Below are 19686 nucleotides of genomic sequence, written 5' to 3'. Positions count from 1 at the left end.
GCGCGTCTGGACAGGCAGACGGAATCCGACCGTTGCGCGCCTCGGGCGCGCCGTTCGTTACGCGAGGGTTCGGGGGGGCCTGGGCAGAGCCTCGGGACCGACGCCGGGAAGACCAGCGACGTCGTACGGAACCAGGACGACGCGCGCGAAAGCCGGCGTCGGCAGGGAAACGGGGCCTGTCAGCATGGCGGAAGCGCAGCAGGACATCGTCCCGCAGCAGGTTCCCTTGCACGGGCCGGAGCAGCATCCCTTGCCTTGCTCGTCGGATTGGATCGATCCGACGACGGCGGAAGCCGCGAGGGTCTCGGGTGCGGCCGCCGGCATGATTGCCGACGGGACCCTCGTCAACGCCACCGGTGCCGACACCGAATGGACGACCGGCGGCACAGTCGCGACCTCGGCCACGGCCGCTTGATGGTGACCATGGTGGGCATGGCCCTCATGGGCCTGCACGGCAGACGGCGAGACGTAGGCGATGATCATCACGATCATCGCCGCCATCAGGCGCGCAAGTTGCCGGTCGAGGTTCATGAGACTTGGGTACACCAAATTCGAGACGCGAGAAACGCCCGGATCGACGAAAGCAATCCTCGGACCGGGCCATGGGTTGCAGGTTTCCGGCGGTCTATCCCGCGAGGGACAGTGCGTCCGCTCCGTAGCCGGCGGCACGAACGGCGTCGACGAAGCGCCCGGCCGGCGTTCCGGCATGGCTGGTGATCGCGACCGTCCCGCCGGCGAGGTCGACCGCGACAGTGGCACCGGTGTCTACGGCTTGGATCGCGCGGGTGACCGACTTGGCGCAACCGCCGCAGTTCATCCTGGCAACCTTGATCTGGAACATGACGGCTCTCCCGTGGGGTGGCGTCATGTCGAAATGGGGCTTCCCATAGTGGGAAGGTCAAGGGCATGCCCGGCGATTACGGATGGACCTCGTCGCGGACCTCGACCGTCAGGTGCGAGAGGTTGCCGACACCACCGAGCAGGCGACGATGGAAGTCGGGATTCCGGTCCTGGGCGGTCACCACGGAGACGATGGCACCGACGGGACCGGGGCCGAGGCGCCAGAGATGCAGGTCCGAGATCAGGTCGCCTTATCGCCCGGAGCGCTGGAGCTCGGGCCACCACGCGTCCACGATGAAGGGTGGGGGCCACGTTTGCGGGGTGGCGCCCTCCAGGTGTATCCTGCGGTCATCTCACGAGGCTATCGAAATGGCTGAGCCTGCCCATCGCCACCTGACAATCGAGGAATTCTTCGATTGGCAGGAGACCCAACCGCATCTCTACGAGTTGGTGTGCGGCCGACCGCAGATGATGGCCGGCGCCAGGAACGTGCACGACGACATCGTCGTCAACATCGTCAGCGAGTTGAAGAGCCAGACCCGAGGGACCGGGTGCCGCCCGTTCACCGGCGACGGTGCCGTCGAAACGGGACCCGATCAGATCAGGCGACCGGACGTCGGGCTCGATTGCGGGAACCGCAGGCCTAACTCGACCCTCGCGGCCGGGCCGAGGCTCGTCGTGGAAGTGCTGTCACCCAGCACTCGCGATTTCGATGCCTTCGAAAAACTCGATGAGTACAAGGCGGTGACCGGCATGGAGTACATCCTGCTTGTGGAACCCAACCAAGCGTTGGCCAAGCTGTGGTCCCGGGCGTCGGATGGCTCTTGGTCGCACCGAACCGTCGAGGGCCTCGACGCGGAAGTCGACCTACCGAACGTCGGCGTCAGCCTCCGCATGAGGGATGTATACGACGGCGTCGTGTTTCCTCAGGTGCCGAAGCTTGTCGTGGAAGAGGACGAGCCTTCCACGCCGACCATGCGCTGAGCCAATGGGTATCGCCGGTTTCGAGCGGCAAGGCGGATCGGCCTTGCCGAGTGGAATGGCGGGTCGTCCACCGATGATGGATTCGGGCACGTCTCAGAGTGCGATGCCGCCCCTATATCGCGCGAAGGTGCTTCGTCCAGCCGGCCCGAACAGGACGACGTCGTAGGCGTCGGGCTCCATGCCCTCGACCTCCATGCCGGGCGAGCCGGCGGGCATCCCCGGAACTGCCAACCCGGTGCCCTGGGGCCTTTCCGCCAACAGGCGTTTGATCGCCCCTGCCGGGACGTGACCCTCGACGACGTAGCCGCCGACCTGGGCGGTGTGGCAGGAGGCGAGGTCCCGCGGGAGCCCGAGGCGGACCTTGAGGGGGTTCACGGGACCCACGGTCACCGTCACCGAGAAGCCGCTCTCCCGCAGGTGGGCGACCCACTTCTCGCAGCAACCGCAGATGGGGTCCTTGGTCACGGCAACCGTGGGCAGCCCTTGCGCCAGGGCATGGCGCCCGAAGGCGACAGATGCCGCCAGGCCCAGGACCACGGCACGGCGCGACGTATTCGTCGTCTCTGTCATGGTCGGTCTCCTGTTCTCATTCCGCGGCCAGGGGCAATTTGGCGTGTTCGACGGATTCGGTCGGCATCTCGGCTCCGGGCAGGCTCCAACCCTTCACGAGGCCGTAGACGGCCGGTATAACGACGAGGGTGAGCACCGTCGACGAGACCATGCCACCGATCATAGGGACCGCGATCCGCTGCATGACCTCCGATCCCGAGCCAGTGCTCCACAGGATCGGGAGTAGGCCGGCCATGATGGCGACCACGGTCATCATCTTCGGCCGAACCCGCTCGACGGCACCGACCATGATCGCCCGCCGCAGGTCGTCTCGCGATAGGAGCCGACCCGCCTGGTCGCACTCGGCGCGGATCTCGGCCAGCGCGTGGTCGAGGTAGACCAGCATGATCACACCGGTCTCGGCGGCGACGCCGGCGAGGGCGATGAAGCCGACCGCGACCGCGACCGACATGTTGAAGCCCATCCACCACATCAGCCAGACGCCGCCGACCAGTGCGAAGGGCAACGACAGCATCACGATGAGCGTCTCGGTCAGCCGCCGGAAGTTCAGGTAGAGCAGCAGGAACACGATCAGGAGCGTCAGGGGGACCACGATCCTAAGCCGGGCCGTCGCCCGGTCGAGGTATTCGACTTGGCCGCTCCACTGGATGAGCGTGCCCTGCGGCAGCGCCACTTCGTTGGCGACCGCCGTCCTCGCCTCGGCGACGTAGCCTCCGAGGTCGCGCCCCGTGACGTCGACGTAGATGAAGACCGCGAGCTGCCCATTCTCCGTCCGGATCTGGGTCGGCCCCCGGTTCAACTGGACCTTGGCCACCTCGCCGAGCGGCACCGTGCCCCCGCTCGGGATCGGCACCTGCACCTCGCTCGCGATGGATTGCGGGTTCGAACGGAAGGCACGGGGATAGCGAACGTTGACTGTGTAGCGCTCGCGGCCCTCGACCGTGTTGGTGACGCTGTCGCCGCCCAGCGCCATCGCGATGACGTCCTGGACGTCGCCGACCGTGAGGCCGTACCGGCCCAGGACCTCGCGGTCGGGGGTGATGTCGAGGAAGTAGCCGCCCTGCACCCGTTCGGCATAGGCGCTCGACGTGCCCGGCACCGCCTTCACCACGGCCTCGACCTCCCGGGCGACCTTCTCCATCACCGTCAGGTCGGTGCCCAGCACCTTGATCCCGACCGGCGTTCGGATACCGGTCGCGAGCATGTCGATGCGGGCGCGGATCGGCTGCGTCCAGGCATTCGAGACGCCGGGGAACTGCAGCGCCGCGTCCAGCTCCGCCTTGAGGCTCGCAGCCGTCACGCCGGACCGCCACTCCGCCTTCGGCTTGAGGTTGACGATGGTCTCGAACATCTCGCTCGGAGCCGGGTCGGTGGCGGTGCTGGCGCGGCCGGCCTTGCCGTAGACCGAGGCGACCTCGGGGAAGGACTTGATGATCCGGTCCTGGGTCGCGAGCAGGTCCCCGGCCTTGGTCACCGAGATGCCGGGCAACGTGGTCGGCATGTACATCAGCGTGCCCTCGTCGAGGTCGGGCATGAACTCCGACCCCAGCCGGCTCGCCGGCCACGCCGTGGCCGCGAGGACGCCCAGGGCGAGGAGGATCGTGATCACGCGCGCCCTGAGGACGCCGGCGATCAGCGGCCGGTAGAGCCAGATCAGGAATCTGTTCACCGGGTTGCGGTGCTCGGGGATGATCCGTCCGCGGACGAACAGGACCATCAGGGCGGGGACGAGGGTCAAGGACAGCACCGCCGCCGCCGCCATCGCGAACGTCTTGGTGAAGGCGAGCGGCCCGAACAGGCGCCCCTCCTGGCTCTCCAGGGTGAAGATCGGCAGGAAGCTCACGGTGATGATCAGGAGCGAGAAGAACAGCGACGGTCCAACCTCGCTCGCGGCCTCGATCAGGATGTCGACCCGGGGCTTGTCCGGCGGCGCCCGCTCCAGGTGCTTGTGCGCGTTCTCGATCATCACGATGGCCGCGTCGATCATTGCGCCGACCGCGATGGCGATGCCGCCGAGGCTCATGATGTTGGCACCCAGCCCCAGCGCCTTCATGCCCGCGAACGCCATCAGGATGCCGACCGGCAGCATCAGGATCGCGACCAGTGCGCTTCGAACGTGGAGCAGGAACGCGATGCAGACGAGGGCGACGATGACGCTCTCCTCGATCAGCGTGCCCTTGAGCGTCTCGATGGCCGCCTCGATCAAATGCGAGCGGTCGTAGACCGGCAGGATCTCGGTTCCCGACGGTAGGCTTTTCGCGACCTCGGCGAGCCGGGCCTTGGCACCCTCGATGACGTCGAGGGCGTTGGCCCCGAACCGCTGGAGGACGATCCCTCCGGCGACCTCGCCGTCTCCGTTCATCTCGGTGATGCCCCGGCGCTCGTCGGGGCCGAGTTCCACGCGGGCGACGTCCTTGACCCGAAGCGGCGTGCCGGCCTCGGTCTTGAGGACGATGCTCTCGATGTCCGCGACGCTCTTGAGGTAGCCCCGTCCCCGGACCACGAACTCGAACTCCGACAGCTCGACGGTCCGGCCGCCGACGTCGGCGTTGCTCGACCGGACCGCATCCCGGAGCTTGGAGAGGGTGATCCCCTGCGCCCGCAGGCGGTTCGGGTCGACCACGACGTTGTACTGCTTGACGAAGCCGCCGACGCCCGCGACCTCGGCCACGCCCTCGGCGCGGGACGCCCCGAAGCGCACGACCCAGTCCTGGAGCGAGCGGAGCTCGGCGAGGGTCCGCTCCTTCGCGACGATCACGTACTGGTAGACCCAGCCCACGCCCGTCGCGTCTGGTCCCAGGGTCGGGGTCACGCCCGCCGGCAGGCGCTTGGCCACCGTGTTCAGATATTCGAGCACCCGCGAGCGCGCCCAGTACGGGTCGGTGCCGTCCTCGAAGATGACGTAGACGAACGATACGCCGAAGAACGAGAAGCCGCGCACCACCTTCGACTTCGGCACCGTCAGCATCGCTGTGGTCAGCGGGTAGGTGACCTGGTCCTCGATCACCTGGGGCGCCTGTCCCGGGTATTCGGTGTAGACGATGGTTTGGACGTCCGAGAGGTCGGGGATGGCATCGAGCGGCAGGGTCCGCAGCGCGTAGACACCCGCCCCGACGGCGAACACGGTCGCGATCAGGATCAGCACCAGATTCCGGGCCGACCAGGCGATCAGGCGGGCGATCATGGCGCCTTCCCCTCAGCCGCGGCCTGCGGACCGGGATCGGGCTTCGGCTCCGACAGCCCCTGCAGGGCGGCCTTGAGGTTGCTCTCGGCGTCGATCAGGAAGTTGGCCGCGGTCACGACGCGGTCGCCGGCGGCGATGCCGTCCCGGATTTCGACGTAGCCATCACCGCGGGTGCCGAGCCGGACCGGACGCGGTTCGAAGCGACCGTCTCCCTTGTCGACGAGGACGACCTGTTTCGTGCCGGTGTCGATGACGGCGTCGTCCGGCACGGCGACCACCGACCTGTCGCTGCCGGTAGCGATGTCGACGTCGGCGAACATCCCCGGGCGCAGGTCTCCGTTCGGGTTGGGCAGCTCGATCCGCAGGCGGGCCGTACGCGTGCCCATGGCGAGGTGCGGGTAGATCCGCGTCACGGTTCCGGTGAACGCGCGATCCGGGAACGTCCTGGCGCGCACGGTCGCCCTCTGACCCTCGGCGACGGCCGCGAGGTCACGCTCCGTCACGTCGACCAGCACCCAGACCCGGGAGTGGTCCACGAGCTTGAACAGGGTATCGCCGGACTTGGCACGCATGCCGTCGGAGACGTTGCGCTCGACGACGACGCCGTCGCGGGGCGCCGACCAGGTGATGGTCGCCGGCACCTTCCGGGTTCGCTCGATTTCGTCGATGACCTCGGGCGGGATGCCGAGGTTCTCCAGGCGACGCCGGGCACCCTCGTAGCCGATGCCCGTCAGGTACTGCGCGGCCGCCGCGTTCATCTCGGGCGAGAACAGGCGCATGAGCGGCTGTCCCTTGTGGACGTGATCGCCGGTGGTGACGCCCTCGACCTTCTCGACGAAGGCGTCGGTGCGCATCGCGATCACGGATATCCGCCGCTCGTCCTCCTCGATGGCGCCCGGCGCGCGTATCGGCATCGACAGCACGCGCTTCGCGGCGACCTCCGTCCGCACCCCGGTGCGCTGAAGTTTTCCGGGGGAGATCCTGACCGTGCCGTCGTCGCTGTCCTCGCCCTCGTAGACGGGGAGGTAGTCCATCCCCATCGAGTCCTTCTTCGGTGTCGGCGAGGTGTCCGGCAGACCCATCGGGTTGCGGTAGAAGCGGATTCGCTTGGCCCCGGTGGCGGCGGACGCCTCCGTGCCCGCCTCTGGTTCCGGCTCGTCGGCGTCGAAGCGCACATCCTCGCTCGCGTGCACGGCGCGGAACGCGCGTCCGTCCGCGGTCGACGTAGGGTTGGCCGCGTAGGCCGGCTTGCCGTCCGGGTCCTGGTAGTAGACCACCGGGCCGGACGCCTTCGCGGGCGGCGGGACCACAACGTTTGCGTTGCCGGGGAGCCAGTGCGCGAACTGGCCCCGCGCCTGCCCGACGAGCGCCGGAACGGGACTGCCTTCCCGTCCCGCGCCATACCCGAAAACCCCCGTCGCGAGCGCGACGAGGGTCCCGACGGCCCAGGCCGCCCGGCTCACTTGACGGCCTTGAGGACCAGCTTGCCCTCGACGGTGCCGGTCTCGCCTTGGACCTTGGCACCGAGGGAGAGCCGCCAGCCGCCGGCCATGGTGAGCTTCGCCTTGAAGCGGTAGACGCCGGGCTCGACCGTAGAGACCTGCTCGATCTTCGAGGTCATCTCCTCCATGCTGTCTGGCGCCATGTCGATCCGCTTGGCGAAGATCACGGCGTCGGGCACTGGCTTCGAAGTCCGCTTGTCGACCAAGCGGACTTCGAGCATGGCCTCTCCGACCTTGGCCTCCTGTCGGATGAGCTGGAACTCGTAATCCTTGGTGTCGGCCGAGGCCGGCCCGGCGAGGACGGCGCCGAGCAGCGCGGCCGCGATGGCGCGCGCGAATATGTTCTTCGTCACGGATCTTGTCTCCTGAACGCGATGGATGGCCACGCGCGGACGCGCGTCACCGTGCCGGCGAAGTCGCCGGCGGCATCGGGTTCAGGATCGAGGAGGCTCGGGCGACGGGGCCTGAGCGAGACTGTCGAAGTCGGCTGCCACGCTCCAGGTGGGTCCGGTCACGACGCCGATCCGCGCTGGAAGGCCGAAGCCGGTCGGAAGGCCTGTCGCAACCTTCGCGAAGCAGAGAGCCAAGAGAGGGCAGTTCTTGGAGCAGTCCGGCGCAGCAGGATCGTCCGGCGGGCAGCAGGGCATCTCGTCCATGGCCGCCGCTGCGCCGCTCGCTTCACCGTCCGGCATCGCCATCATGTGACCCGGCATACTGACGAGCGTGCGCATTCCCGGCGCGGCCGCGGATGCGGCCACCGGCGAGAGGGCGAGGCTGACGACCGCCAGAAGCGGGAGCAGCCGCCGCAAGGCGAGCCAGAACGTCACGAAACCATGATGCCAGTGATCGAGATCGGGATGAAGCGTGCTGCTTCAATCGCAGTCCGACAGGTGCCGGAGCGGCCTAGGTAGCGCTTACCATCGTTGGAAGGTCAAGAGGCAATATGGGCCGCGTATCGGACGCTCTAGCGGGTGCCCCACAAGGCAATTGCCATCCCGACATTCGCTATCGCTAGGGCCGCGAGCAACACATACGCGGAGTCGGGCCCTCCGTACGCCAGCGCCAGTGCGCCAAGCGACGGAGCGAGCGCTTGGGCGATCAAGCCCGGACGCGCCAGCCGGCCGACCAGCTCAGGGTAGCGGGCCGGGCCGAACAGGGCGAGCGGCACGGTGCCCCTGGCGATGGAATAGATGCCATTGCCTGCTCCGTAGAGCACGAGAGCGACCCCGACCGGCGGCACGCCGGCCGCGAGGATGCCCAGCCCGAATGCAACCAGCGTCATGGCCACGGTCAGAGTCCAAAGCGGGTGATGGCGGCCCTTGTTCGCCATCTCCAGAACGCGGGCCCCGACTTGCGACGGTCCGATGAGCGCCCCGTAGGAGACCGCCGCAGATAGAGCGACGCCGCGGGCCTGAAGCAGGGTGATCAGGTGCACGGAGACCAGCGCCATCACGGTGCCGCCCAGGATCAGGACGCCGGCCATCAGGAGGAACGCCCGGCGCTCGCGGGAGGTCAGAGATTCGATCTCCTGGCTCGTCTTGCGCTTGGCATCGTCCGGCGCCGGCGCCTTCGGGACGAGGCCGAGAACGAGCGGGAGCGTCACGAGAAGGTGAAGCCCGGCATAGGCGAAGCTGGTGGAGCGCCACCCGACATGCTCGACGAGGAAGGCCGAGACCGGCCAGCAGACGGTGCTGGCGAATCCGCCCCAGAGCGTCAGGGTCGTGATGGCCGGGCGCGCCTCCGCGCCGTAGAGGCGACCGAGGGTGGCGAAGGCGGGATCGTAGAGGCCGCACCCCATGCCGAGACCGAGCAGGAGCCAGCCGGCGAGGTAGATCGGCAGGGCCGGCGCCAGGCCGAGCACGACATGACCTGCAGCCAGCAGGATGGCAGCGCAGGCAAGCACTGGCCGGCCGCCGCGCTGCTGGATGACGACCCCGACCCGCGGCGATGCGAAGGCCGCTACGAGGAGTCCGATGGACAGCCCGCCGACCACCCAGGCCAGGGGCCAGCCGGTATCGGCCGCAACGGGTCCGGCGACGACCGCCGGCAGGTAGAAGGACGAGCCCCAGGCGAGGATCTCGACGACGCCGAGAGCCGAGATGACGGTCAGGCGCGCCCGACCGCCGGCGGCGTCAGGCGTCACGGGCGACGGTCTTCAGCGCGGCATTGCGGGTGGCGCCCCGCTCGTACCAGCCCTTGCTGCGGTTCACGATCCAGACGACCGACAGCATGACCGGCACCTCGACGAGGACGCCGACGACCGTGGCGAGCGCCGCCCCGGAATGGAAGCCGAACAGGCTGATGGCGGCGGCGACCGCGAGTTCGAAGAAGTTCGAAGCGCCGATCAACGCAGACGGACCCGCGACGCAGTGCTCCTCGCCGGCAATCCGGTTCAGGAGGTAGGCCAGTCCCGAGTTCAGGTAGACCTGGATCAGGATCGGGACCGCCAGGAGCCCGATCACCGCCGGCTGGGCCAGGATCTGCTCGCCCTGAAAGCCGAAGAGCAGCACCAGGGTGGTCAGCAGCGCGACGAGCGAGACCGGGCCGAGCGTTCCGAGCAGCCGGTCGAGGGCGGCCTGTCCGCCGGCCGCGAGGAGACCGCGGCGCGCGAGCTGCGCGATGATAACCGGGATGACGATGTAGAGGACGACCGAGAGAACCAGGGTGCTCCAAGGGACGGTGATGGCCGAAAGCCCCAGCAGAAGGCCGACGATCGGCGCGAAGGCCACCACCATGATCGCGTCGTTGAGCGCGACCTGCGAGAGCGTGAAGTGGGGCTCGCCCTTGGAAAGGTTCGACCAGACGAACACCATGGCCGTGCAGGGCGCGGCCGCCAGGATGATCAGGCCGGCGATGTAGCTGTCGATCTGGTCGGCCGGCAGATAGGGCCGGAAGAGCCAGCCGATGAACAGCCAGCCTAGCAGGGCCATGGAGAAGGGTTTGACGGCCCAATTGATGAACAGCGTCACACCGATGCCGCGCCAGTGCCGGCCGACCTGTCCGAGCGCGGCGAAGTCGATCTTGAGCAGCATGGGGATGACCATGAGCCAGATCAGGAGCGCGACCGGCAGGTTCACCTTCGCGATCTCGGCCGAGCCGACGGCCTGAAAGAAGCCGGGCATCACGTGGCCGAGGGCGACGCCGGCCACGATGCAGAGCCCGACCCAGACGGTCAGGTAGCGTTCGAATAGGGACATGGCGATGCCTTAGGCGGTGGCGACGCGGTGGCCGTGCTCGTCGACGACGCGCTCGCCGTCCTCCTTCACGAACTCGCCCTGCTGGACGGGCAGGAGATCGAGCACGGCTTCCGAAGGCCGGCACAGGCGCACGCCCTTGGGCGAGACGACGATGGGGCGGTTGAGTAGGATCGGGTGGGCCTCGATGGCGTCGAGCAGCTGCTCGTCGGTCAGTTCGGGATCCGCGAGGCCGAGCTCGGCAAAGGGCGTGCCCTTCTGCCGGAGTACATCGCGCACCGTCAGGCCTCCCCGGGCGAGAAGCTGCTTCACGAGCGCGCGCGCCGGCGGGGTCTTCAGGTACTCGATCACATGCGGCTCGAGGCCGGCATTGCGGATCATCGCCAGCGTGTTGCGCGACGTTCCGCAGGCCGGGTTGTGGTAGATCACGACGTCCATCACGCGACCTCCGGGCGGCGCGACGCGGCGCCTTCCTGCTGGCCGATCTCGCGGACCTTCGACGACAGAGCGACCATGTCGAGGCTGCCGAGGGGTAGCGCCACGAAGGCGGCGATACGGTTGCGGAGGAACCGCTGGGCGGTGACGAAGGCGGTCTTCCTCTCGATCTCCGAGCCCTCGACGGCGGCGGGATCCTCGATGCCCCAGTGCGCGGTCACCGGTTGGCCGGGCCAGTAGGGGCAGGCCTCGCCGGCCGCGTTGTCGCATACGGTAAAGACGAAATCCATGACCGGGGCATCCGGCGTAGCGAACTCGTCCCAGGACTTCGAACGCAGGCCCTCGGTCGGATAGTCGGTCTCGGCGAGCATCTGCAGGGCGAGCGGATGAGGTTGCCCCTTGGGCTGGCTACCGGCCGAGAAGGCCCGGAAGCGCCCATGCCCCTCCTTGTTCAACATGGCCTCGGCGAGGATCGAGCGGGCCGAGTTGCCGGTACAGAGGAACAGGACGTTGTAGACGCGATCAGACATGGGCGAGGTCTCCGGGAGGGCAATCGCAGGCGGCCAGGGCGGCGACCGCCGGGGCGCAGACCTCGGGCCGGCCCTGGCAGCAATCGCGCATCAGGAAGGCGATGAGGTCGGACAGGCCTTCGTAGGCGGCGCTGTAGATGATCGACTTGCCCTCGCGCCGGGACTGGATGAGCCCAGCGTGGGAGAGCTCCTTCAGGTGGAAGGTCAGGTTCGTGGCCGAGACGCCGATCTCGGTCGCCAGCACGCCGGCCGCCAGCCCGTCCGGCCCGGCGGTGACCAGCGCGCGCACGACCCGGAACCGGTTCTCCTGTCCCAGGGCCGCGAAGGCAGCGACGGCTTGCCGTTCGTCCATGATTGATCCATTGTTTCAATGTTTGTTGAAACGTAGAGGATGGCGACGCCTTGGACAAGCCCCAACAGCCCTTCGTCGACGGGATGCCGAACCTCTCCGAGGCCCACTTCGAAATCCCGACCGCCGAGCGCGTCCACGCATCGACGCCCTTCACCCATGCCCCGCGCTTCCTGATCCTCTACGGCTCGCTGCGGGAGCGGTCGTTCAGCCGCTTACTGGCCTACGAGGCGGCGCGTCTGCTGGAGGCGATGGGCGGCGAGGTCCGCATCTACGATGCGCACGGGCTGCCGCTGCCGGACGACGCTACGGCCGACCATCCGAAGGTCCAGCAGCTCCGGCAGCTCTCGATCTGGTCCGAGGGGCAGATCTGGGTCAGCCCCGAGCGGCACGGCAGCCTAACCGGTGTCATGAAGAGCCAAGTCGACTGGCTGCCCTTGAGCGAGGGCTCGGTGCGCCCGACGCAGGGACGCACCCTCGCAGTGATGCAGGTGTCAGGCGGATCCCAGAGCTTCAACGCCGTGAACGCGCTCCGCGTCCTCGGGCGCTGGATGCGGATGATCACGATCCCGAACCAGTCCTCGGTGCCGATGGCCTACAAGGAGTTCGACGAGGCCGGCCGCATGAAGCCGGGGCCGCTCAGGGATCCGCTGATGCCGGACCCTCCTCCGATGATGAGGGCGCTCCGATAGGGGATGTCCGTCATGCCTTCACCGTTCGATCGTGGAAGTGAACCCCGTGTGTTCGGCCTAGCATGTGGTGCTCGGCGGCGATCCTGCGAGGCGCGGAATGCCGAGTCGATAGAGCCGCGACGTCGTGCGCGCCCATGTGAGATCGAGGGCGATGGCTCGGAGGGCGCTCGTGTGGATGTTGGCGTTGCCGAGCAACGGATGGCCCGTCACTCGGCCAAGCAGCACGACGTACCCCCAGAGCGGATGCGCGACCTGCCACCAGTCGTCGAGGATCGGCGCGCCGGCGAGGCCGTCCTGTGTGGGTTCGCGGCCCTCGGCGATCGCCAGCATCTCCGACGCGAGCGGCTCCTTCTCCATGGGAGACCCGGGATCGAAGAACCCTGGCCGCAGGTATTCGTCATCGATGAGCAGTTTGGAGCCGATCTCCGAGGCGAGAAGTAGGATGGGGTCAGGCATCGCGACCGCCTCCCATCTCGACCTGCCGCCGTGCGACTTCGAAAGCGGCACGGCGACGGATGATCTCCGCCAAGCCCTCGATGACGAGCTCCCGCTCGCCGCCGAGGATCTCGCAGAGTTCGTCGATCGCTTCGGCGAGCGGCTGCAGCTCGCCGAGTTCGGGGCCCTCCGGAGGGATTGCGAACATCACCGCCTCCCTTCCGAATTGGGAGTGCTCGGCGAAGCGGCAGTAGCCAGAAGCCGTTCGATCTCGGCACCGGCCAGATAGCCCTCGGCTTCGAGAGCTGCTGCGATTGCCTCCACCTGCTTCCGATGGTCCTCGAGGAGCACGCGGGCGCGCTCCTCGGCCGCCCGCAGTCGCTTCGCCACCTGCTCGAGTAGCCCGTTGGGAATGAGCAGGTCGGTGGCGGAGACGTCGACAAGGACCGGACCCAAGGCGCCGAGCCCATACCTTGCCTCGATATCCCGGGCGATCGTCGTCGCACGCTCCAGGTCGGAGTTCGCGCGTCCTCCGGCGCCGATCGAAGCCTCGCCGAGGCAGATCCGTTCGGCCGCGCGACCGGACAGAATCACCGTGAGCATCGCTTCGAGCTGGGGTAGCGTCGAACAGCCGGTGATCTGCTGCGTCATGACGAGCAGGCCGCCTGCATCGCTCAACGACACGTCGACGATCGCGTCATGGAAGCCGAGCGCCCGGCATGCGACCGCGTGGCCCGCCTCGTGGATGGCGATCCGGCGACGGTCGTCGGAAGACAGTTGCGGAGCGTCGTCCCGGACCTCGGCCATTAGGTCGGCCAGGAGGAGTTCGCGGCCGCCGCGGCGAGCCCGGCCGCGTGCACGGCGGACGAAGCTTTCGACATCGGCCCCAGTGCGGCCGCGGGCGGCGAGCGCGACTGGAGCCAGCGAGATGTCCGGCAACGTCTCCGCCCCAAGGTGATGGCGGAAGATCCGATCGAGCGTGGCGACGTCGGGCTTCTCGATCGCGATCTCGCGGTCGAGGCGACCGGCCCTTTTGACGGCGGCATCGATCCGATCGGGATGGTTCGTCGCGGCGACGACCACGACCCCGGGACGTTCCTCGACGCCGGCGAGCAATTCGAGGAAGAGGTTCACGATCTGCGTCCAGTACTGGACGTATTCCCCCCGGATCTGCGTTCTGTCCGAGATCCCATCGAGCTCGTCGATGAAGAGCAGGCAGGGCGCCTGCGCCCGCGCGCGAGAAAAGGCCTCCCGGATCGCCTGAAGGGTTCCGCTCATGTAGTTGGCGCTATTCCACTCCGCGACGCTGGTCGCGACGAGCGGGACGCGGGCGCTTTTCGCCAGCGCCTTGGCGAAGCTCGTCTTCCCAACACCGGGCGGACCCGACAGGAGAAGTCCGCGGTTGTCGATATCGGACCAATCGATGCGGCCGGCGCGATAGTCGTTTAGGTCTTGTGCGAGAGCCAGGCCCCAATCCCGGGCTGCCCCGTAGCCATGCAGTTCGTCGAGCGAGGGGCCGGACTCGAGGTAGTCGGCCTTCTGCGACAGGACGCGCGCGATCGCGTCGATGCCATCGTCTGCGGAACGCACATTGCGGAGCGCGACCGGAAGATCGCCGATGTCCAGGGTCCGGAGCAGCGCGTCATCGAGCCGACGCGTCGGGACGCCGCCCGTGACGGCCTCGACCATCAGCGCGATCGCGCCATGATCGATAGGCGGCAGAACGAGGCGATGTTCCGCCGAGCGCAGGAGGTCCCTCGGCAATTGACGCTTCGGATCTGGAGCGATCCCGATGAGCGCGGCTCCGGCGTGAAGCGCGGCGCCGATGGCAGCGTTGCCGGTGTCGGGATTATGCTCCCTGCCGGACCCGTCCCGGACGACGAGACCGACCTCACTGCGTCTGAGGTCATGGTACTTCGAACCGTTCAAGTCCTTGACGAAGGTGTCGGTCGGAAGAGCGCATTTCTCGACCACGTAGCGCGTCGCATCGATCAGTTCCGGCATGTGGGTGGCGATGACGACGACCGGGTTTTCGCGGCGCAGCCGGCGAAGAACATCCGAATCCGCTTCGATGGCGCGAGCGACCAGGACGGCGGTCAGCGCACGGCCCGGAGGGACCGGAACGTGCTGCGCCTGCCTGTCGGGCTCGTCCTGAGCGATGATCTTCTCGACCGGGTCATCGTCGTCGACGAATGAGGCGTTGGAGGCTTCCTTGGCCCCGTGCTTCCAACGCTCGCGCTCCTTCTGGGCAAGCGCCTTGAGAAAAGCGCGCGCGAGTTGATCGGTCGAGGCAGCTGCCGGCGCTTCTCCAGCAGGAACGTCGATCGTCTTGGAGATTGGGCTGTCGAACATAAAGCGTCTCCCCCGGCCGGACTGGGCACGGCCGTCAGCGGAATGGCTGGATCGGATGATCGACGTGGCCGGCTCGATCGGATCGAGCACTCCGCGGACGCCGCCTTCGGGAGATCGCCTGCTTCATAGGCGATGTATGCGAAATAGAACAAAGCAGGAACTTATGCTAGTTGGATCGATGCTCGTCCACAGACGTCCCACACGGTCGTCTTCAGCACTGGTTGCTCGAAAGGCGCCTCCATCACGCCGCTGCAAACGGGCGGCCCATCATGCCGGAACCATTGAGATGGTGCTTGGACGTTCAAGCTCGTGATCGGAGACCAGATAGGAATCCGCGTCCTCCCTCGTCACGCGAGCGATATCCCTGGCGATGCGGCGCTCGCTCGCTTGGAGTACGAGGCTTTCGACCGTCTGGAGCGATGCCGCCGGCATGCGCATCCGCAAGCCTTGGCGCGTGGGAACGACGACCTGTCCGAGCGGGACGCCTTGCATGACGAGGCGACCGGTCAGCTCGCAGTGGCGCTTGACGCTCGGCATGAGCCAGTCCGCGACGATCCCCAGCCAGAGATCGCGCTCCCGGAAGTGGTCCACGACCTGGCGGGGCGACATGAAGCGACGGTCGCCCACATAGTTTCGCCAGTCGAGCTTTCCGAGATCGTTCCGATGGACGAAGACCCTGGTGCGATCGCCATGATGCACGAGGAGCTTCGTGCGGATTGCCGCGACGCCGATCCGGCTTCGCCGTCCATTCCGTATGTCGTCGCCGAGCTTGAACCAGACATCGGCCAATAGTTCGTCCGTCATCCCGTCGCCGAGCGCGTCGGCCACCGCACGGCGCCCGAGCCAGTCACCATGGGTTTCGGAGTCGAAGCGCTCGTATTCCCGAGCTGAACGCTTCTCGACCTGCCGCACAAGCGAACCGAAGGGCTCGACGACCTTGAAGGCGTCCTCGCCATGGATCCGGAAGCGGTCGCCGTCGCTGGCGTAGGCGATCATCCGGACCGGAACGCTGCTCAAGCTGGGGACTTCGCCTCTGACCGCCGCGGCGCAGAGCGCATTCCAGACCTGCCGCGAAGCGAGCGAACTCCGGACGCCGGCCAGAATGCACATCTCGGTGAAGGTGACCGGCCGATCGAATGCGCCGGCTGACGCATTCGCGCTCGCGCGAGCGCCCGGCTTCGCGGCGAAAACGTCGTCCGGATATCCTGCATCCCCGTCCAGCATGATCCTGGCCTCCGATAGGTCGAATCATCATGCTTGCGGAAAGCGACGAAAATCGCAAAAGCGTTTCTTCTCAGAAGTTTATGGCTTCCTCCGTGGTGGTTCTTCGGACAATTTCCATAATCCTGGTTCTGCCTCGCGGGGGTTGCGAAGGAACGACGGAGATCGCCGACCGCGACACCGAAGGAACGGATCACTGGAAGAAGCGGGGCTGCAATGCCATGCTATGGGCAACGAACTCGTTGGCCTGACATCCGACTGCCAATCATGGACGGGCCGAGCTTCAAGGCCAGACTGAAACTGCTCGGCCGAACCCAGATCGGCTTTGCGGAGGAGCACGGCTTCGCTCTCCGCACGATCCATAACTGGGCGGCCTCGGGACCTCCGCCGGAGATCGAACGCCTGCTCGATCTGATGATGCTGGTGGAAAGGCCGTTCGATGCCCCGCATCGAGATCCCGGGCCGGATGCGTTCCGTCGCGCCGTGCTCGGCGAGCTCGATCGACTGGCTGGGGCCGCCGGCCCCGAGCGTCGGGAAGCGTTCGTGCGGAGCATCCAGGCCTGGCTGGCGACCGCTGCCAGTCGCAGCACGTCGTCCTGAGTTTCCCAGAAGTCTGTCGGCGCGCGCGGAGTCATATCAAGAATAATCTCAGGTCAAGAATTTTCGATTATCTGCAAGATATCATCGTAATCCTTGCTTTCCGCAGTTTGGCTAACAAAAGAAGACAAGAAGGCCGTTTTGGCCTTTTCTGCGGATGCTCATCTGCTATCGATCGGTAGCGCCGACGTCGGAACGAGGTCCACGACTACGACCTGCCGGAAATCCCGAACATGCCGCAAACCGCATCCTGCTAGCCGACTTCCGAGCCGCCACCTTCCGGTTCGAGGTTTCGATCGCCCTGTGAAGGTGGAGTCGAGACCATGTCACCACAGAGCGTATCTGCGGCCGAAAACGATGCCCACGCGTCGCGGCCGACCGAACGTCCTGGATTTCGATCCGGCAAGACCATCGGGGCCATATCCTATCCCCAAAGGTGGCATCGGGACCTGCTGATCCAGGCCACGCTGGACCCGGCCGTTGCCGCCATCGAGCAAGCTACCTCGAGCCAACGCGGTCAGGATCCGTTCGAAGTGTTCGTCTGGTTCGGCGGCCAGCGCCGCCGATTGATCGCAGTCCGGGAGGCGTCGGATTTCACGATGCCCTGTGCGACGGACACCATGGTGCTCGCACGATCCTTTGTCCTGTCCGAGCCCAGATGCTCGACGGCACGCGGCATCTGGGCCTGCCGCAACACTCCGGTCTCACACGGAGACCGCTTCCGCATCCTTGGATTGCTCGACCAGCATTCCTCAGGCCTTCCGCTGCGTCGGCTCATGGAATGCGTTCGTTCCGAGACCGCCGAAAGCGTCGATATCGTTCTCGCCGTGATCTGCGCCGGGCAGGCCGAAGTCGAAATTCGTTCGCCATTGTCGCCGGACATCACCGTACGCCTCCGTCGCGGACAAAGCCGCCCGCTCCCGGCGAGCGCAGCGGCAGCAAATCCGCAGAACAGTATAAGTATCTCTGTGTGACCAAGAATTTCAAAATCTGTTCAGATGTAGTAGTTCTTTATAAACCATAGTAAATCGAAGGCATCGATCGAAGCTTGCGTTCAAGCTCAGCTTCCGGCAAAGACGGTTCAGCTTGACCAAGACGGTTGTCATGACCCGGTTCGAATTGCCACCAGTGTCCCTTCGGGACAGCGCCCGCGCCGCCTCCTAAGGCCTGCCGTCGAACCAGTTTCGGCGAGCCTTAGAGCCGCCGCCCAAGCTTTTCCGAAGGGACGCCCCCACCGCGCTTCCGACCGAGACAGGTCCCGAAGCGTAGAGTGACCTCGCCGCGAGCAGGCGAATTCACTCGCTGGGCAGCCAGACGACCGTTTTCGCGAAACAGGTCCAGGCCCCTGGAAGCCACCCACCGGACGCCTCCGTCGTCCGGTCCCATTGGTCTCCCCTTCGGCTCCACGACATTTCGGCCTTCGGCATTTCGGTTTCGACGTTCTTTCATCCCCGACGTCCACCCGGAAAACCCCGAGTAATTTCAAATCACGATCGAATTGTGTCTTGTCTTCTTAGCGAAGACTACACTCTCCGAGCGGTCTGAAATTTCCGATAAGTCTACGATCCGATCCGGGCTACGGAGTCGGGCAATACAGTCGATAGATATCGGCTTCTTGCTCATCGAAATCAGATTGAGAGGCTTTCCATGTCGTTCGATTTTCGTTTCCGCCACATGAAGCATTCCGACAGCTGGGAACTCGCAGAATTTCTGCGTCGCGAGGCCGAGCTCATGCGACGTCCGGACATCGATCCTTTGATCGAACGCTGGTCGCCCGCACGCCCCATGCCCTGGTCCGACGGCGACCAAGATTAGTCCTGCGGACCCGATCGCCGCTCCTGCCGAACATGGCGGAGCGGCTGCCTTCAGCAGAAACGACACCGGAGACTTCGCCATGGGCCAGCATTCCTTCGAATTCGATGCAGCCGCGACGACCGTTCCCTCCGTCGCCGACGACCGCGCACGACACCGTGCCTATGCCGAGGCCGTCCATTTCATGCGGCGTTCGGGACGCGAGCACGTCGAGATCGAGGCGATCGTGGCCCTGGTCGCGTACCTTCGCAAGGACTTCGAGGTCCCGTCGGAGCAGCTGATCGAGGACGGATACTGGGAGCTTGTAGCCCGGAGCCGCAAGGGAAACGATCAGGTCGACGACTGGCTTCTGCCGTCCGAGGGCGGGCGGGAAGTGGATTACGACCTCATCGCGACCTTGCATCCTGCCGAGCCGCCGGAGGGTGAGGACGCGACCGGGAAGCCGCCTCACCGCAAGCGGGATGACCGCACCCTCGGTCAAGTCCTGGCCGAAGCATTCAACCGCAAGAAGCCCTCCGAAGAACGGGACTGCGAGGTTCCGTTCAAGCCGCCCGCACCCTGCAAGGCCGGCGGACAGCGTTTCGGCGGTTCGGAGCTTCACGAACGGGATCCGCGAACGCGGGTCGCGGCGGATCGGCAGGATGTCCAGGCTCGGGTCGTGAGTCTTCGCCAGCCGACCATGGCTTCGAGGCAGCCGAGCGCTTCCGACCTCTCGGATCGGCCGAGCTATCGAGATGTCGAGGTTTGGCCTCCCGGTCCCCGAACGAGCGCGCAATGCAGGATCGATCCTTCGATCCGGCCGGCCTTCGAGGAGCTCGAAAACGAGATCCGCCGAAACCTTCAGGAGATATCCAATGCAGCGCGCTGACCGCTCCATCCCGACAGGCTCCTCGGCCATGCGGTCGAGGTCGTCCGAGACCACGCGAAGCGTGGCGGCAGGGAAGATCGAACGACCAGACCCGCGAGCGGTCCCAACCGGCCGTGCCCGA

General features: G+C 66.6%; 20 protein-coding genes and 1 pseudogene. 4 read left to right on the top strand and 17 right to left on the bottom strand.

What is annotated here, in order from left to right; translation table 11 throughout:
- Positions 1–57: 57 nt before the first annotated feature.
- Together MHA02_RS19725 and MHA02_RS19720 are read right to left on the bottom strand one after the other, a co-directional pair.
- Entirely contained in the window at positions 58–531 is a 474-nt protein-coding gene (locus tag MHA02_RS19725; RefSeq protein WP_147081936.1) for a hypothetical protein, read from the bottom strand.
- 94 nt (positions 532–625) lie between these two features.
- Positions 626–841, bottom strand: coding sequence for a heavy-metal-associated domain-containing protein (locus tag MHA02_RS19720; protein WP_147081934.1), 216 nt, complete (start codon positions 839–841; stop codon positions 626–628).
- 293 nt (positions 842–1134) lie between these two features.
- Between MHA02_RS19720 and MHA02_RS19715 the strand changes: the two genes are divergently transcribed.
- Positions 1135–1824, top strand: coding sequence for a Uma2 family endonuclease (locus MHA02_RS19715; RefSeq protein ID WP_170249365.1), 690 nt, complete (start codon positions 1135–1137; stop codon positions 1822–1824).
- Positions 1825–1917: 93 nt separating this feature from the next.
- Here MHA02_RS19715 and MHA02_RS19710 read toward each other — a convergent pair whose 3' ends face one another.
- From MHA02_RS19710 to MHA02_RS19665, 10 genes are all read right to left on the bottom strand, one after another.
- The gene (locus tag MHA02_RS19710; protein WP_147081931.1) at positions 1918–2394 is read right to left on the bottom strand and encodes a DUF411 domain-containing protein; all 477 of its coding nucleotides are present in this window, start codon (positions 2392–2394) and stop codon (positions 1918–1920) included.
- A gap of 16 nt (positions 2395–2410) precedes the next feature.
- Positions 2411–5578, bottom strand: coding sequence for an efflux RND transporter permease subunit (locus tag MHA02_RS19705; protein WP_147081929.1), 3168 nt, complete (start codon positions 5576–5578; stop codon positions 2411–2413).
- Entirely contained in the window at positions 5575–7041 is a 1467-nt protein-coding gene (locus MHA02_RS19700; RefSeq protein ID WP_147081927.1) for an efflux RND transporter periplasmic adaptor subunit, read from the bottom strand. Before MHA02_RS19700 ends, MHA02_RS19705 begins: the two co-directional genes overlap by 4 nt.
- Complete coding sequence (locus MHA02_RS19695; RefSeq protein ID WP_147081925.1) at positions 7038–7433, bottom strand: FixH family protein; 396 nt, start codon at positions 7431–7433, stop codon at positions 7038–7040. Before MHA02_RS19695 ends, MHA02_RS19700 begins: the two co-directional genes overlap by 4 nt.
- An 81-nt stretch (positions 7434–7514) precedes the next feature.
- A complete protein-coding gene (locus tag MHA02_RS19690) occupies positions 7515–7907 on the bottom strand; it encodes a hypothetical protein (protein ID WP_147081923.1) in 393 nt (130 codons plus the stop codon).
- Positions 7908–8044: 137 nt separating this feature from the next.
- Complete coding sequence (locus MHA02_RS19685) at positions 8045–9223, bottom strand: MFS transporter (RefSeq protein WP_147081921.1); 1179 nt, start codon at positions 9221–9223, stop codon at positions 8045–8047.
- Entirely contained in the window at positions 9213–10277 is a 1065-nt protein-coding gene (gene arsB, locus MHA02_RS19680; RefSeq protein WP_147081919.1) for an ACR3 family arsenite efflux transporter, read from the bottom strand. Before arsB ends, MHA02_RS19685 begins: the two co-directional genes overlap by 11 nt.
- A 9-nt stretch (positions 10278–10286) precedes the next feature.
- A complete protein-coding gene (gene arsC, locus MHA02_RS19675; protein WP_147081917.1) occupies positions 10287–10712 on the bottom strand; it encodes an arsenate reductase (glutaredoxin) in 426 nt (141 codons plus the stop codon).
- On the bottom strand, positions 10712–11239 hold the full coding sequence (locus tag MHA02_RS19670; RefSeq protein ID WP_147081916.1) for an arsenate reductase ArsC: 528 nt from the start codon (positions 11237–11239) through the stop codon (positions 10712–10714). Before MHA02_RS19670 ends, arsC begins: the two co-directional genes overlap by 1 nt.
- Positions 11232–11591 (bottom strand): ArsR/SmtB family transcription factor, encoded by a 360-nt coding sequence (locus tag MHA02_RS19665; protein ID WP_147081914.1) that lies wholly within the window; start codon positions 11589–11591, stop codon positions 11232–11234. The genes MHA02_RS19670 and MHA02_RS19665 overlap by 8 nt, the downstream gene beginning before the upstream one ends.
- Before the next feature lie 50 nt (positions 11592–11641).
- Here MHA02_RS19665 and arsH point away from each other — a divergent pair.
- Positions 11642–12235: pseudogene (gene arsH, locus MHA02_RS19660) on the top strand (arsenical resistance protein ArsH); the annotation flags it as partial.
- Positions 12236–12337: 102 nt separating this feature from the next.
- On the opposite strand, the gene MHA02_RS19655 reads toward arsH, so the two are convergent.
- The 4 genes from MHA02_RS19655 to MHA02_RS19640 all read right to left on the bottom strand — a co-directional run bounded on the left by MHA02_RS19655 (position 12338) and on the right by MHA02_RS19640 (position 15979).
- Positions 12338–12736, bottom strand: coding sequence for a DUF6634 family protein (locus MHA02_RS19655; RefSeq protein ID WP_147081912.1), 399 nt, complete (start codon positions 12734–12736; stop codon positions 12338–12340).
- Positions 12729–12923, bottom strand: coding sequence for a hypothetical protein (locus tag MHA02_RS19650; protein ID WP_147081910.1), 195 nt, complete (start codon positions 12921–12923; stop codon positions 12729–12731). The genes MHA02_RS19655 and MHA02_RS19650 overlap by 8 nt, the downstream gene beginning before the upstream one ends.
- Complete coding sequence (locus MHA02_RS19645; protein ID WP_147081908.1) at positions 12923–15067, bottom strand: AAA family ATPase; 2145 nt, start codon at positions 15065–15067, stop codon at positions 12923–12925. Before MHA02_RS19645 ends, MHA02_RS19650 begins: the two co-directional genes overlap by 1 nt.
- A gap of 267 nt (positions 15068–15334) precedes the next feature.
- Positions 15335–15979 carry a hypothetical protein gene (locus MHA02_RS19640; RefSeq protein WP_147081906.1) on the bottom strand — a complete coding sequence of 215 codons (645 nt, stop codon included), beginning with the start codon at positions 15977–15979 and terminating at the stop codon, positions 15335–15337.
- 576 nt (positions 15980–16555) lie between these two features.
- Here MHA02_RS19640 and MHA02_RS19635 point away from each other — a divergent pair.
- A complete protein-coding gene (locus MHA02_RS19635) occupies positions 16556–16888 on the top strand; it encodes a hypothetical protein (protein WP_147081904.1) in 333 nt (110 codons plus the stop codon).
- 320 nt (positions 16889–17208) lie between these two features.
- Positions 17209–17859, top strand: a complete 651-nt coding sequence (locus tag MHA02_RS19630) for a hypothetical protein (protein WP_147081902.1) — start codon at positions 17209–17211, stop codon at positions 17857–17859.
- Positions 17860–18614: 755 nt separating this feature from the next.
- On the opposite strand, the gene MHA02_RS19625 is transcribed toward MHA02_RS19630, so the two are convergent.
- On the bottom strand, positions 18615–19619 hold the full coding sequence (locus MHA02_RS19625) for a hypothetical protein (protein WP_210245093.1): 1005 nt from the start codon (positions 19617–19619) through the stop codon (positions 18615–18617).
- Between the last annotated feature and the right edge of the window lie 67 nt (positions 19620–19686).

It is taken from the genome of Methylobacterium haplocladii (assembly GCF_007992175.1).
In the GTDB taxonomy this organism is placed as follows: Bacteria; Pseudomonadota; Alphaproteobacteria; order Rhizobiales; family Beijerinckiaceae; genus Methylobacterium; species Methylobacterium haplocladii.
The sequence above is the reverse complement of the archived record's forward strand: the minus strand, read 5'-3'. Positions and strand labels throughout refer to the sequence as shown.